Source organism: Alloalcanivorax sp. (assembly GCF_964221125.1).
GTDB classification, from domain to species: Bacteria; Pseudomonadota; Gammaproteobacteria; order Pseudomonadales; family Alcanivoracaceae; genus Alloalcanivorax; species Alloalcanivorax venustensis.
In genome coordinates, this window is the sequence record NZ_CAXPXK010000098.1 from 20,802 (window position 1) to 33,677 (window position 12,876).

The window sequence follows — 12,876 nt, forward strand, 5'->3', positions numbered from 1 at the left end:
CCCGGATCAGGGTTCCGAAGCGAAGATTCTCACCCGGTTGTATTCACCGGCTTCGCCCAGGTCCGGCCAGGTCGAAGCCTGCCAGGTACCGAGCAACGTCAGCCCCGGCGGGTCGAGATCGGGAATCCGCGAGTCCGCCAGCAGGATCGGCAGGCCACTGTCGTGGAAGCGTGCCAGCAGCGGCAGGTTGTCCCGGTCATAGAGAATATCCGCGGCGCTGACGCAATCGGCTGCCGCCAGACAGGCCTCCAGGTCGTCGCTGAGCGCCACTTGTACGCCGTTGAGCGCGGCGTTGGCGGCGGTGGCGGCGAGCGCGTCCGGGTCCAGGTCGCAGGCGATCACCCGGCGCGCGCCGGCCAGCGCGGCGGCGATGGCCACCACCCCGGAGCCCGGCCCCACATCGATCAGGGTTTTGTCACGTACCCACTCCGGGTGGGTCAACAGATGCCGCGCCAGCACCTGGCCGGAGGCCCAGCACAGCGACCAGTATGGCGGCGCCTCCATCAGGGCGTTGGCCACCTCCTGGTCAAGCCGTTCGTCGACCAGCTCGTCGAGCAGCCACAGCCGCAGTTCCGGCACCAGGGGCAACGGCGTGGCCAGCAGGCGGATGTTGGGAAGCAGGCGGTTCAGGCGTGCTTGAAGGTCGAGGGGCGGTTTGGGGTCAAGCGTCTTCGCCACGGCGGACAGCCTCGCTGAGTAGAAAGTCGAAACGTCGCGGCTCGGCGATGCGGCCTTCGTCATCCAGGGCCGGGTACGGCACGCCGTAACGTTCACAATAGGCCGCCAGGCGCGGGTGCGCCCAGCGGAAGAAGGCGTGCTTGTAACGGGCCTCGCTGAGCCGCCGCTGTTGGTAGAGCCCGGCCGCGCGGCGCTGCTCGCAGGCCTCGGAGAGAATGATCGCCGCCGCCACGCTGACGTTGAACGAGGACACCATGCCCATCATCGGAATGATCACGTGCTGGTCCACGGCGGCCACGGTGCGTTCGGTGATGCCGAACTTTTCGGTGCCGAACAGCACCGCCGTGGGGCGGGTGAAATCCACCTCCCGGTACGGCACCGCGGTATCGGAAAAATGCGCCGCCAGCACCTGCTGCCCCTGGGCCCGGGCGGCGGCCACCGCGTCCGGACCGCTGTCGTGCTCGTGCACATAGACCCAGCGCTGCGAGCCCATGGCGCTGCTGGCCGAGGCCCGGGCGCGGTTCTCCGGCAACACCGCGTGCACGTCGAGCACGCCCACCGCGTCGCAGGTGCGCACGATGGCGTTGATGTTGTGCGGCTTGTGCACCCCTTCCAGAATCACGGACAAGTCCGGCTGGCGTCGGTCCAGGGCGGCGCACAGGCGCCGGTGTCGTTCCGGGGTCATCGGGTCTCCATGGGTAGCGGGCACAACGGCGGCGATTGTAGCATCGCCACGCGCCTCGGGCGGACAACGCCGCCGGCCTTGAGGCACACTAACCTCCTTTGAAAGACAGCAAACACGCAACGAGGACCGTCCATGAACCAACGGGCATTGCCGCTGGCCGGCGTTAAAGTGGTGGAACTGGGGCAACTACTGGCGGGCCCCTTCGCCGGCACCCTGCTGGCCTATTTCGGCGCCGAGGTGATCAAGGTGGAGCCGCCCGGCGGCGACCCGATTCGCGGCTGGCGCACCCTGGACGACACCGGCACCTCGTTCTGGTGGCGCAGCCTGGGCCGCAACAAGCGCTCGGTGACGCTGGACCTGAAGAGCGACGCCGGCCGCGAGCTGGCGGCGCGGCTGATCGACGACAGCGACGTGCTGATCGAAAACTTCCGCCCCGGCACCCTGGAAAACTGGGGTCTGGGCCCGGAACGCTTCAAGGAGAGTAATCCGGGCCTGATCTACACGCGCATTTCCGGCTACGGCCAGGACGGCCCCTACGCGGACAAACCGGGCTATGCGTCGGTGTGCGAGGGCATTGGCGGCCTGCGCTACGTGAACGGCTTCCCCGGCGAGCGCCCGGTGCGCCCCAACCTGTCCCTGGGCGACACCGTGGCCGGTCTGCACGCGGCCCTGGGCATCGCCCTGGCGCTGCTGGAGCGGCACAGCAGCCAACAGGGCCAGGTGGTGGATGTGGCGCTGTTCGAATCGGTGTTCAATCTGCTGGAAGCGGTGATCCCGGAATTCGACGGCGCCGGTGAGATACGCCAGCCCGCCGGCTCCACCGTCACCGGCATCGTGCCCACCAACACCTACCGCTGCGCGGACGGCAAATACGTGATTATCGGCGGCAATGGCGATTCGATCTTCAAGCGCCTGATGGTCACCGCCGAGCGCCCGGATCTGGCCGAGGACCCGCGTCTGGCGAAGAACCCCGGGCGGGTGGAGAACGAAGCGGAAATCGACGGCGCCATCGAGGCCTGGTGCGCCACCCTGCCCAGCCCCGACGTGCTGGCAAAGCTGGAAGCGAACCGGGTGCCCTGCGGCCCGATCTACAGTGCCGCCGACATGATGGCGGACCCGCACTTCCAGGCGCGCGGCCTGTTCCAGCAGGTGGAGATCAACGGCGCGCCGCTGAAAATCCCGGCGATTCTGCCGCGCCTGGGCGGCACCCCCGGCGGCACCCGCTGGCCCGGCGGCGACGCCGGTTGCGACACCGAATCCGTGGCGCGCGGCGAGCTAGGCTTGTCCGAGGAAGAATTCCAGCGCCTGAAAGCCGAGGGTGTCTTCGGCGCCTGAACTCTCCAGCTACCGCTGGGAGAGCTGTCGGTAGAGGTTGTCCATGACGCGGGCGGCGAGCAGGCGGGCGCGGTCGGTGTTGGGGCCGCTGAAGTGTGCCTGCAGGTTGGCGGTGAACAGGGCCAGCCAGCGCTCGTGGTGGGCGCCGGTGAGCGGCTGCTTGTCATGCACCGCGCGGTGCTTGGCGATCATGTGCCGGTCATAGGCGGTGTCGCCGAGCAGCATCTTCTTCCAGTAGGCGGCGATCAGCGGCAAATGCTCGTCGAGATCAATGCGCGCCACCTCCAGAAACACCGGCGCCAGCAGCGGGTCGTCCAGCACCCGCTGGTAGAACCGATCCACCATCTCCTCGATGCGCGCCGGGCTGTCCAGGTCCGGCTTGTCGTCGCGCCGGGCCGGCGCTTCACCGGGGACGAACCGCTGCGCCACGGTCACCAGCGGATACGCCCGGTGAGGATGTCCTTAAACATCACGAAGTCACCGGCCAGGCTGTACCAGGGGTGCTTGAAGGTGGCCGGGCGGTTGTGCTCGAAGAAGAAGTGGCCCACCCAGGCGAAGCCGTAGCCCACCACGGGCAACAGCAGCAGCCCCCACGGATTGCCGGTGATGATGACGCCGGCGAGGACCGCGAACAGCCCCAGGGTGCCGAAGAAATGCAGCCGCCGGCAGGTCGGGTCGGTGTGCTCCTGCAGATAGTAGGGGTAGAACTCCTGAAAGCTCTCGAATCCGGATTGCTTGATCTCGTTCATGGTGCTCACCTCTTGCCGCTACGTCTTTATTATACGCTGCTCCGGCCACTGACACGCCCGCCGCCGGAATGGTTGTTTCAGCCATTGTCCACGATTGGCGGCCATGGACAATGGCCTGATCAACCACGGATACCGGATTGCCCATGGCCCTACGCCCCCGCCTCAGCCGCCTTCTTTCCCCGCAACGCACACCGATTCCCCGCGACCTGGCGCCGATCATCGCCCAGGGCAGCGAAGCGCCCGCCGCCGAGGCCGGGCTGGACGACGACCGGGTCGAGGCGATCTGGCGGGCCACGCGGCGGCTCTACCGGGGCGGCATGAGCCCGGGCATCGCGCTGAGCCTGCGCCGCCAGGGCAGCGTCTTCCTGGACCGGGCGATCGGCTACGCGGACCCGGTGAGCGAGCGCCTGCTCACCACCGAGACCCCGGTGTGCCTGTTCTCCGCCTCCAAGTCGATCACCGCCATGCTGGTGCATCATCTGGCCGAACAGGGCCAGTTGCATCTCGACGACCCGGTCAGCCGCTATCTGCCGGAGTACGGCTGCCACGGCAAGCAGAACACCACCCTGCGCCATATGCTCACCCACCGGGCCGGTATCCCGCGCCCGGAGCAGGCGGTGGAGCCGGACATCCTGTACCGGCCCGACGAGATCGTGAAGCTGCTCTGCGAAGCCCGGCCCAGCACCCTGGGCAACCAGTCCTACCACGCCATCACCGCCGGTTTCATACTCGGCGCGGTGGTGGAGAAGGTCACCGGCGAGGGCCTGAACCAGACCCTGGACCGGGTGGTGCGCCGGCCCATGGGCATGCGCTACTTCACCTTCGGCGCCACCGGACCGGAACGGGCCCGCGACGTGGCCACCGGGGTACCGATGAAACTGGTGGACCTGTTTCTGAACTACGCGGTGGGCGGCACTTTCGATGAAGTCGTGGAGGTCACCAACGACGAGCGTTTCCAGCAGGCGGTGGTGCCCGCCGGCAACCTGTACGCCACCGCCGAGGAGGCCAGCCGCTTTTTCCAGATGCTGCTCAATGGCGGCCGCTGGGGCGACCATCAGATCTTCCGGCCGGAGACCGTGGCGGCGGCGCTGGCGCCGGCCTCGCGGCGGCCCCGGGTGGACCGCACCCTGATGCTGCCGCTGACGTTCTCGCCGGGCTTTATGCTGGGCAATCGCGGTATCGGCTTGTTCGGTCCGGCGGCGCCGCGCGCCTTCGGGCACCTGGGGTTCATCAGCATTTACTGCTGGGCGGACCCGGACCGGGATCTGGCCGGCGCCCTGTTGACCACCGGCAAGGGGTTGATCGGGCCGCATATCCCTGCCCTGCTCAACCTCCAATACGCCATTAACCGCCACACCCGATAAGCCGCGACGCTCGTATCTCTCCAGCCTGGGTCGCGGGTCTGTGTTAGGCCCGCTCCGGGGGAGATTTTGAGGCTCCGGGTTATCGCTGGCGCCGAACCTTTCTGAAAAGGTCCTGGGGGTGTTATGTCCCGTGGCGGTTCCGCTGCCCAGTGAGCGGGGCAATGGTGGTGCCTGGAGGGAGCTGTTTGGCCAGGGACGGCCCAACTAACAGCGCCCAGGGATGGCTTGAGCGGTCCCGGAAGCCACCACCATTGCACCGCGTCTCGGATACGGAGCACCGAACACCGGAATAATCAGCGGACAAAAAAAGCCCGGCGCTGAGGCCGGGCTTTTTTCTTGCGGCTTGCTGAGAGCCTTCAGGGGTTGGCGGTCATCAGCTTGCGCTCCGCCGACAGGCCCTTATAGAGGCTGAAGCACATCACCAGCAGCACCACCGTGAACGGCAGGCCAGTGGTAATGGCGCCGGCCTGCAGCGCGTTCAGCGCCTGCTCGCCACCGCCGTACAGCAGGGCACCGGCGATCAGGCCTTCCATGATCGCCCAGAACACACGCTGGGGTACCGGCGCGTCGAGCTTGCCGCCGGCGGTGATGGAGTCGATCACCAGCGACCCGGAGTCCGAGGAGGTGATGAAGAACACCAGCACCAGCACGATCGCCAGGAAGGAGGTGATCGCGGTGAGCGGCAGTTCCGCCAGCATTTGGAACAGTGCCAGGGAGGAATCGCCGACGCCGTTGGCGAGCTCACCGATGCCGTTGATGGTCTGATGCAGGCCGGAGCCGCCGAAGGTGGCCATCCACACCACGGTCACCAGGGTGGGCACCAGCAGTACCGCGGTCAGGAACTCACGGACACTACGGCCATAGGAAACGCGGGCGATGAACATGCCCACGAACGGCGACCAGGAGATCCACCAGGCCCAATAGAACACGGTCCAGTCGTGCAGGAAGCCCTGGTCTTCCCGGCCGATCCAGTTGCTCAACGGAATGATGTTGGCGACGTAATCCACGGCGGTCTGGCCCATGGTGGTGAAGATCAGCACGGTGGGCCCGGCGATCATCACGAACAGCAGCAACAGTGCCGCCAGCCCCATGTTGATGTTACTCAGCAGTTTCACGCCGCCGTCGAGCCCGCGCATGACCGAGATCACCGCGGCCGCCGTCACACCGACAATAATGCCGATCTGAACATTGATGGCATTGGGGGTATCGAACAGGAAATGCATGCCGCCGGCGGCCTGCTTGGCGCCCAGGCCCAGTGAGGTGGCCAGGCCGAAGATGGTGGCCAACACAGCCAGAACATCAATGATGTGGCCGGGCCAGCCCCAGCACCGCTCGCCGAGAATCGGGTAGAAGGCGGAACGGATGGTGAGCGGCATGCCTTTGTTATAGGCGAAGAACGCCAGCGACAGGGCCACCACACCGTAGATCGCCCAGGGGTGCAGACCCCAGTGGTACATCACCGCGCCCAGCGCCATGTCTTTCGCTTCCGGGGTGTTCGGCGCCACGTTCAGCGGCGTGCCGAACCAGTCGGTGTAGTACCCCACCGGCTCCGCCACGCTCCAGAACATCAGACCGATGCCCATGCCGGCGGCGAACAACATCGCGAACCAGGACAGGGTGGAAAAGTCCGGCCGGGCGTCGTCGCCGCCCAGGCGGATTTTACCGACGGGCAGAAAAATCAGGGCGATACAGAACAAAACGAAAATATTCGCGCCGACCATGAACAACCAGTCAAAGTTGCTGATGGTCCAGCCCTTGGCGCCGTCGAGGGCCGTTTTGGCCTCGGCGGGAAAAATAATGGTACCGATCACGAACGCAAGGATCAGCACCGCACTGATGAAGAAGACCGGATTGTGCATATCCATCCCGAGGATCTGCACATTATCCTGACCCGCTTCATAGTCTGTTTCGTATTCCACGCTCATGGCATGACTCCATTTTCCGTGTCACACGGCACCGGCTCATAACCAGAAAGGCGGCGCCGCGCGGTCGGTTCGGTGTCGCCGAACCCTGAAGCCGGCCGCAACGGCCGGCTTGACGGCACTCGGTTCAGAAGTAGAAATCGAAGGCGACGTAGGCCGCATCGAAATCCGATTCGTAGACATCGCCGTAGGCATTGATGTCGCCGTCGGACTGCAGGTACTCGAAGTAGATCCAGCCGGGACCGTACTGGTAACGAATACCGGGGGCGATGAACTGGACGTCATCGGCGTCGTTGCCGGTGGTGTCGGTGCTGGCCACACCGGCGTCCACATAGTAGAACCAGTCGTTGTGGTTGTAGCCCACTTCCACCACATGACGCTGGTTTTCGATCTTGTTGTCCACCGGTGCGTCGGCGGAGGCAAGCAGCGCGTCCATGCCGTCGAAATCACGCTCGACACTGATGAAGCGGTACTTCGCGGACCAGTTGTCCATCTCGAACATGTAGTGCAGATCGTAGGCCTGGTGGGTACCTTCGTCGTTACTGGCGGACGGGTTACCATTGGCCACCGGCACCAGGTCCTGCATGCGACCGTACTGGGCGGAGGCGCCCACGGTGTGATGCTCAAGGAAGTTCCAGTCGACGTTCACCACGCCGGTCTTGATCTTGCGGTAGGTGGCGCTGCTGCCCCAGTGACCGTTGTCGTCAACGGTGTCGGTGCTGTCTTCGCCCCAGTCGTCCTGGTGATAATAGGCCGCGTCATAATGAATCGCGCCGGCATCACCGCTCAGTTTCAGGCCCACGTCCATCTGGTCGCCGTAACCGCCTTGCAGGCCGTCACCGGGCCAGAAGTTAACGGTTTTCCAACCGAACGGTACCTGGCTTTTACCCAGCTTGAGGCTGGCGTCCTCGGTCAGGTCGTAACCGATCCAGGCCTTGTGAAGGGTAAAGTTGTCCCCACTGTTGTTATTAGCGGGGCTGGTAAAGGAACCGGTACCGATGCGGGTTTCCGCGCTGAAATGCCAAGGACCATGGCTGCCGTCGTCATCGGCATACAGAATCAGCGCCGGATCGGCGAAGTTGCCGCCGGTTTCGTTATCGAGATCCTCGTTGAACGAGGTCGCATTGAAATCAGAATTGGTTACGTTCTGATAGACCCACCAAACGCCGGCGCTCAATTCCGCCCCAGCGGTGGCCGTGATCGGTGTGCATACGGCGGTCGCCGCGAACAAGCCCAGTGCGGACTTCGCAAAAATAGACTTTCTCATTATGGTCTCCCCAGCAGAAGTCATCACGCAGCCTAAAGATCATTGAACTGATGTCAAATCGATGACCTTTTTCTTGCTCAGACTTTCGCCAAAAAACCCTTATTGTCTCTGGCTTTCCAGCAATATAAAAAAATTGAAAAATCCAATGAACTTATTACCGCAAGGTGTTCAAGGATGCTTTATATATCCTCCATTCGGCGTCAGGTTTCAAGGCCGAGTCTGAATTCGCTTGTGCAAAAAACAGAAAAGGCGCGGCCCTTTCGGCACCGCGCCTCTCTTTAAAAGCGTCCCTTCAACGGACGCCGGATCATTATAATCGCGCCTCACATATTCTTGACGATGGCGTCGCGAACCGCGTCCAATTCCGCATCGATGGTCACCATACGGGAATCCTTGCACTGCTCGATGGCGGTGTCCGGGTCCTTGAGACCGTTACCGGTGAGCGTGCAAACCACGGTGGACCCTTCGGCGATCTTGCCGGACTTGATGTCACGCATGGCACCGCCGATGGAAGCGGCGGAAGCGGGCTCGCAGAAAATGCCCTCTTTCTCGGCGAGCAGCTTCTGGGCGGCGAGAATTTCCTCGTCGCTGAGTTCGTCGAACCAGCCGCCGGATTCTTCCTTGACCTTCCAGGCCTTGTCCCAGGATTGCGGGTTGCCGATACGAATGGCGGTGGCCACGGTCTCCGGATCGGAGACCCGCTCGCCGCGCAGGAACGGCGCCGAGCCCGCCGCCTGGTAACCGACCATCTTCGGGCGGTCGCCGATCATCGGGCCACCGGCGTAACGGCAATGGCCTTCGCAGAAGGCGCACGCCTCGGTAACGATGTCGGTTTTGCTGGAAGAGTATTCGCAGTAACCGATCCAGTGCGCGGTGATGTTGCCCGCGTTGCCCACCGGCAAGCAGTGGTAGTCCGGGGCGCGGCCGAGTTCTTCAATGATTTCGAAGGCCGCGGTTTTCTGACCCTGCAGACGGTAGGGGTTGACCGAGTTCACGATGGTCACCGGGGCTTTCTCGGCCACCTGCTTGACCAGTTCCATGCCCTGGTCGAAGTTGCCGCGAATCTGCATGATCACGGCGCCGTACATCATTGCCTGGGCCAGTTTGCCCATGGCGATCTTGCCTTCGGGGATAATCACGAAGGCGGTGATGCCGGCGCGGGCGGCGTAGGCCGCCGCCGCCGCGGAGGTGTTGCCAGTGGACGCGCAGATGATGGCGTTACTGCCCTCTTCCACCGCCTTGGTCACCGCCATGGTCATGCCCCGGTCCTTGAACGACCCGGTGGGGTTGAGACCCTCGTATTTGACGTAGATGTCCACGTCCTTGCCGAGCAGGCGGGGAATGTTCTTGAGACGGATCAGCGGCGTGTTGCCCTCGCCCAGGCTGATCAGCGGCGTGTCGTCGTTGACCGGCAGGTGGTCACGGTAACGATTGATCAGGCCGGTATAGCGGTCACGGAATGGCATGTCGTATCTCTCTTAAGCGTCAAGCGTCCAGCGTTTCCACGCGGATGCGCATAATACTGTTATCGACGGTGTCCAGGGCGGCGATCGCCGCCAGGGCCGCGTTCATATCCCCTTCCAGCACCTTGTGGGTCATCATCACGATCGGCACCAGGCCTTCCTCGGTTTCCTTCTGCACCATGGCTTCGATGCTGATGTGGTTGTCACTGAGGATACGGGTGATGTTGGCCAGCACGCCGGGCTTGTCCTGAACGTGCAGACGCAGGTAGAAGCTGCAGGACACATCGTCGATGGTCAGAATCGGATCGTCGGACATCTGGTCGGCGTGGAAGCCCAGATAAGGCACGCGCTCGTCGTGGTCCACGGTCAGCGCGCGGCCCATTTCGATGATGTCCGCCACCACCGCCGAGGCGGTGGGTTCGGCGCCGGCGCCGGCGCCGTAGAACATGGTCGGCCCCACCGCGTCGCCGTCGATCATGATCGCGTTCATCACCCCGTTGACCGCCGACAGCATGGTCTCGCGGGGGATCAGGGTGGGGTGCACGCGCAGTTCAATGCCGTGGCCGGTGTCCTTGGCGATGCCCAGGTGCTTGATGCGGTAACCGAACTGGGTGGCGCTCTTTACATCCTCGATGGTGATGCGGCTGATGCCTTCCATGTACACCTTGGAAAACTGCAGCGGAATACCGAAGGCGATGGAGGCGATGATGGTGAGCTTGTGCGCGGCGTCCACGCCTTCCACGTCGAAGGTCGGGTCCGCTTCCGCGTAGCCCAGGCTTTGCGCTTCTTCCAGCACTTCCTGGAAGGCACGGCCGCCCTGCTCCATCTCGGTGAGGATGTAGTTGCCGGTGCCGTTGATGATGCCCGCCACCCAGTTGATGTGGTTGGCGGCCAGGCCTTCACCCAGGGATTTCAGAATCGGGATACCGCCGGCCACCGCCGCTTCGAAGGCCACGTCCACGCCGTTCTGATGGGCGGCCTGGAAGATTTCGTTGCCGTGCTCGGCGATCAGCGCCTTGTTGGCGGTGACAATGTGCTTGCCGTTCTTGATCGCGGTGAGCACCAGCTCGCGGGCGGTGTCGGTGCCGCCGATCAGCTCCACCAGAATGTCGATTTCCGGATCCGTGGCGACCGCGAAGATATCCCGCGACACGCGGATACCACTGATGTCGCACGCCGGATTGTCGCGGCGGGCGCCGATATGCGCGATCTCGATCGGGCGGCCCACGCGCCGGGCGATTTCCCGGGCGTTACGCTGCAGAACGTTGACCGTGCCGGAGCCCACCGTGCCCAGACCTGCTATGCCGACCTTTACCGCATTCACCTTGGCGTCCTCTCTCTTCATTCGCCGGACACGCCGTCGGCGCGGAACATCTTCTTGATGCCGCGCAACGCCTGCCGGGTACGTTGTTCGTTTTCGATCAGTGCGAAGCGCACATGGTCGTCGCCGTATTCACCGAAGCCGATGCCCGGTGACACCGCCACGCCCGCTTCCTGAAGCAGCTTCTTGGAAAATTCCAGCGAGCCCATCTCCCGGTAGGTTTCGGGGATGCGCGCCCAGACGAACATGGTGGCGCGGGGCTTCTCCACCGTCCAGCCCAGTTCGTTGAGGCCATCGCAAAGCACGTCGCGGCGACGCTGGTACATGTCGCGGATCTCGCCCACGCAGCTCTGATCGCCCTCCAGGGCGGCGATGGCGGCCACCTGGATGGGCGTGAAGGTGCCGTAATCCAGGTAGGACTTGATCCGCCCCAGCGCCTGGATCAGTTGCGGGTTGCCGCAACAGAACCCCACCCTCCAACCGGGCATGTTATAGCTCTTGGACAGGGAGAAGAACTCCACCGCCACCTCGCGGGCGCCTTCCACCTGCAGAATCGAGGGCGCCTGGTAGCCGTCGAAGACAATGTCCGCGTAGGCGATGTCGTGCACCACCCAGATGCCGTATTCCCGGGCGATGGCCACCACCTTTTCGAAGAACTCCAGTTCCACGCACTGGGCGGTGGGGTTGCCCGGGAAATTCAGCACCAGCAGTTTCGGCTTGGGCCAGGCTTCCTTGATGGCGCGCACCAGCTCTTCGAAGAAGTCCACGCCGGGCACCAGCGGCACGTGGCGGATGTCCGCGTTGGCGATCACGAAGCCGTAGGGATGGATCGGATAGCTGGGATTGGGCACCAGCACGGTATCGCCGGGGCCCATGGTGGCCAGCGCCAGATGCGCCAGGCCTTCCTTGGAGCCGATGGTGACGATGGCTTCCGTTTCCGGATCCAGGCTGACGTCGTAGCGGCGCTGGTACCAGTCGGTGATCGCCTTGCGCAGACGGGGAATGCCCTTGGACTGCGAATAGCGGTGGGTATCGCCGCGCTGGGCGGTCTCGGTGAGCTTGTCGACGATGTGCTTCGGGGTGGGCTGATCCGGATTGCCCATGCCGAAATCAATGATGTCCTCGCCGCGCGCACGGGCCGCCATCTTCAACTCGCCGACGATGTTGAAGACATAGGGGGGCAGGCGCTTGATGCGCTGAAAGTCAGCTTCCACGGCGTCACCTTGGGCGGGGTCATTGGAAGCCGGACACATTAACGGCGCAACCCTGCGCCGTCAATGTAAAGAACCGGTGAACGGCGCCGCAAAGCGCCGTGTGGCGGGGCCTGGAGCGAGCGGCCCGGGCTACAGACCGAGACGCTGGTTAAGCTGCTGCGGGGTCACGTAGCCACCCAGCTGGGCGCCTTCGGCGGTGTACACCGCGGGGGTGCCGCGCACGCCGAATTCCAGCCCCAGCTGGTACTGCTCGTCCACCGCGGCGGCGCACTCGGCCAGCTCGGAGTCGGAGATCTTGTTATTCAGCTTCGCGGCGGTGAGCGCTTCGTCGGGCTTGGCGTCACACCAGATGTGGCGCATGTCCTCGGCGCTGCCGGCCTGCGGACCGCCGCGGGGGAACGCCAGATAATGCACGGTGATGCCGGCGCTGGTGTATTCCTCGATGTGGCGATGCATCTTGCGGCAGTAGCCGCAGGTGATGTCGGTGAAGGCGTAGATCTCGGCCTTTTCCTTGCCCTTGGCCGGATAGGTGATCAACGCGTCCGGGTCCAGATCGGCCAGGCCGGCGTTGCGCACTTTCTGGTAACGGGCTTCCTTGAGGTTGACCGGGCCGGTGTCGCGCAGCTCGATAACGTCGCCGGTGAACACCAGGCGGCCGTCATCGGAGGCATAGATGATCTCGCGGCCGTTCAGCTCCACTTCCACCAGGCCATCGGCGGCGGGCCGGATGTCGGTGATTTCGGTGCGCGGAAAGGCGTCCTGGAAGTTGCTCTTGAACGCTTTCTCGTCGATCTCCCCCGCGCCCTGGGCGACGGCGGATACGGCCAGCAGCGTGGCCGCCAGGGTCGCCATACGGGCACTTAGAATCGCTTTCATCA

12 protein-coding genes are annotated in these 12,876 nt (G+C 64.2%); 2 read left to right on the top strand and 10 right to left on the bottom strand.

The window, feature by feature from the left end:
- Nucleotides 1–6: 6 nt before the first annotated feature.
- Together ACEQZD_RS11670 and trmH are read right to left on the bottom strand one after the other, a co-directional pair.
- Complete coding sequence (locus ACEQZD_RS11670; RefSeq protein WP_370185636.1) at nt 7–678, bottom strand: 50S ribosomal protein L11 methyltransferase; 672 nt, start codon at nt 676–678, stop codon at nt 7–9.
- A complete protein-coding gene (gene trmH, locus ACEQZD_RS11675) occupies nt 662–1,363 on the bottom strand; it encodes a tRNA (guanosine(18)-2'-O)-methyltransferase TrmH (protein ID WP_370185639.1) in 702 nt (233 codons plus the stop codon). Before trmH ends, ACEQZD_RS11670 begins: the two co-directional genes overlap by 17 nt.
- Before the next feature lie 132 nt (nt 1,364–1,495).
- Between trmH and ACEQZD_RS11680 the strand changes: the two genes are divergently transcribed.
- Nucleotides 1,496–2,698, top strand: coding sequence for a CaiB/BaiF CoA transferase family protein (locus ACEQZD_RS11680; protein ID WP_370185642.1), 1,203 nt, complete (start codon nt 1,496–1,498; stop codon nt 2,696–2,698).
- 9 nt (nt 2,699–2,707) lie between these two features.
- Here ACEQZD_RS11680 and ACEQZD_RS11685 read toward each other — a convergent pair whose 3' ends face one another.
- Together ACEQZD_RS11685 and ACEQZD_RS11690 are read right to left on the bottom strand one after the other, a co-directional pair.
- Entirely contained in the window at nt 2,708–3,133 is a 426-nt protein-coding gene (locus ACEQZD_RS11685; protein WP_348320811.1) for a group III truncated hemoglobin, read from the bottom strand.
- Complete coding sequence (locus tag ACEQZD_RS11690; RefSeq protein WP_142948601.1) at nt 3,130–3,447, bottom strand: DUF962 domain-containing protein; 318 nt, start codon at nt 3,445–3,447, stop codon at nt 3,130–3,132. The genes ACEQZD_RS11685 and ACEQZD_RS11690 overlap by 4 nt, the downstream gene beginning before the upstream one ends.
- 143 nt (nt 3,448–3,590) lie before the next feature.
- Between ACEQZD_RS11690 and ACEQZD_RS11695 the strand changes: the two genes are divergently transcribed.
- Nucleotides 3,591–4,811 (top strand): serine hydrolase domain-containing protein, encoded by a 1,221-nt coding sequence (locus tag ACEQZD_RS11695; RefSeq protein ID WP_370185646.1) that lies wholly within the window; start codon nt 3,591–3,593, stop codon nt 4,809–4,811.
- A gap of 356 nt (nt 4,812–5,167) precedes the next feature.
- On the opposite strand, the gene ACEQZD_RS11700 is transcribed toward ACEQZD_RS11695, so the two are convergent.
- The 6 genes from ACEQZD_RS11700 to ACEQZD_RS11725 all read right to left on the bottom strand — a co-directional run bounded on the left by ACEQZD_RS11700 (nt 5,168) and on the right by ACEQZD_RS11725 (nt 12,874).
- Nucleotides 5,168–6,736, bottom strand: coding sequence for a BCCT family transporter (locus ACEQZD_RS11700; protein WP_370185649.1), 1,569 nt, complete (start codon nt 6,734–6,736; stop codon nt 5,168–5,170).
- A gap of 124 nt (nt 6,737–6,860) precedes the next feature.
- Nucleotides 6,861–7,910 carry a putative porin gene (locus ACEQZD_RS11705; protein WP_214013542.1) on the bottom strand — a complete coding sequence of 350 codons (1,050 nt, stop codon included), beginning with the start codon at nt 7,908–7,910 and terminating at the stop codon, nt 6,861–6,863.
- A 413-nt stretch (nt 7,911–8,323) separates the two neighbouring features.
- A complete protein-coding gene (thrC, locus tag ACEQZD_RS11710) occupies nt 8,324–9,466 on the bottom strand; it encodes a threonine synthase (RefSeq protein ID WP_214013541.1) in 1,143 nt (380 codons plus the stop codon).
- Between the two features lie 19 nt (nt 9,467–9,485).
- The gene (locus ACEQZD_RS11715; protein ID WP_370185653.1) at nt 9,486–10,787 is read right to left on the bottom strand and encodes a homoserine dehydrogenase; all 1,302 of its coding nucleotides are present in this window, start codon (nt 10,785–10,787) and stop codon (nt 9,486–9,488) included.
- Between the two features lie 17 nt (nt 10,788–10,804).
- Nucleotides 10,805–11,998: an alanine transaminase gene (gene alaC / locus ACEQZD_RS11720; protein ID WP_214013539.1), complete on the bottom strand. Its 1,194-nt coding sequence runs from the start codon at nt 11,996–11,998 to the stop codon at nt 10,805–10,807.
- 129 nt (nt 11,999–12,127) lie between these two features.
- Entirely contained in the window at nt 12,128–12,874 is a 747-nt protein-coding gene (locus ACEQZD_RS11725) for a DsbC family protein (protein ID WP_348320817.1), read from the bottom strand.
- Nucleotides 12,875–12,876 lie beyond the last annotated feature (2 nt).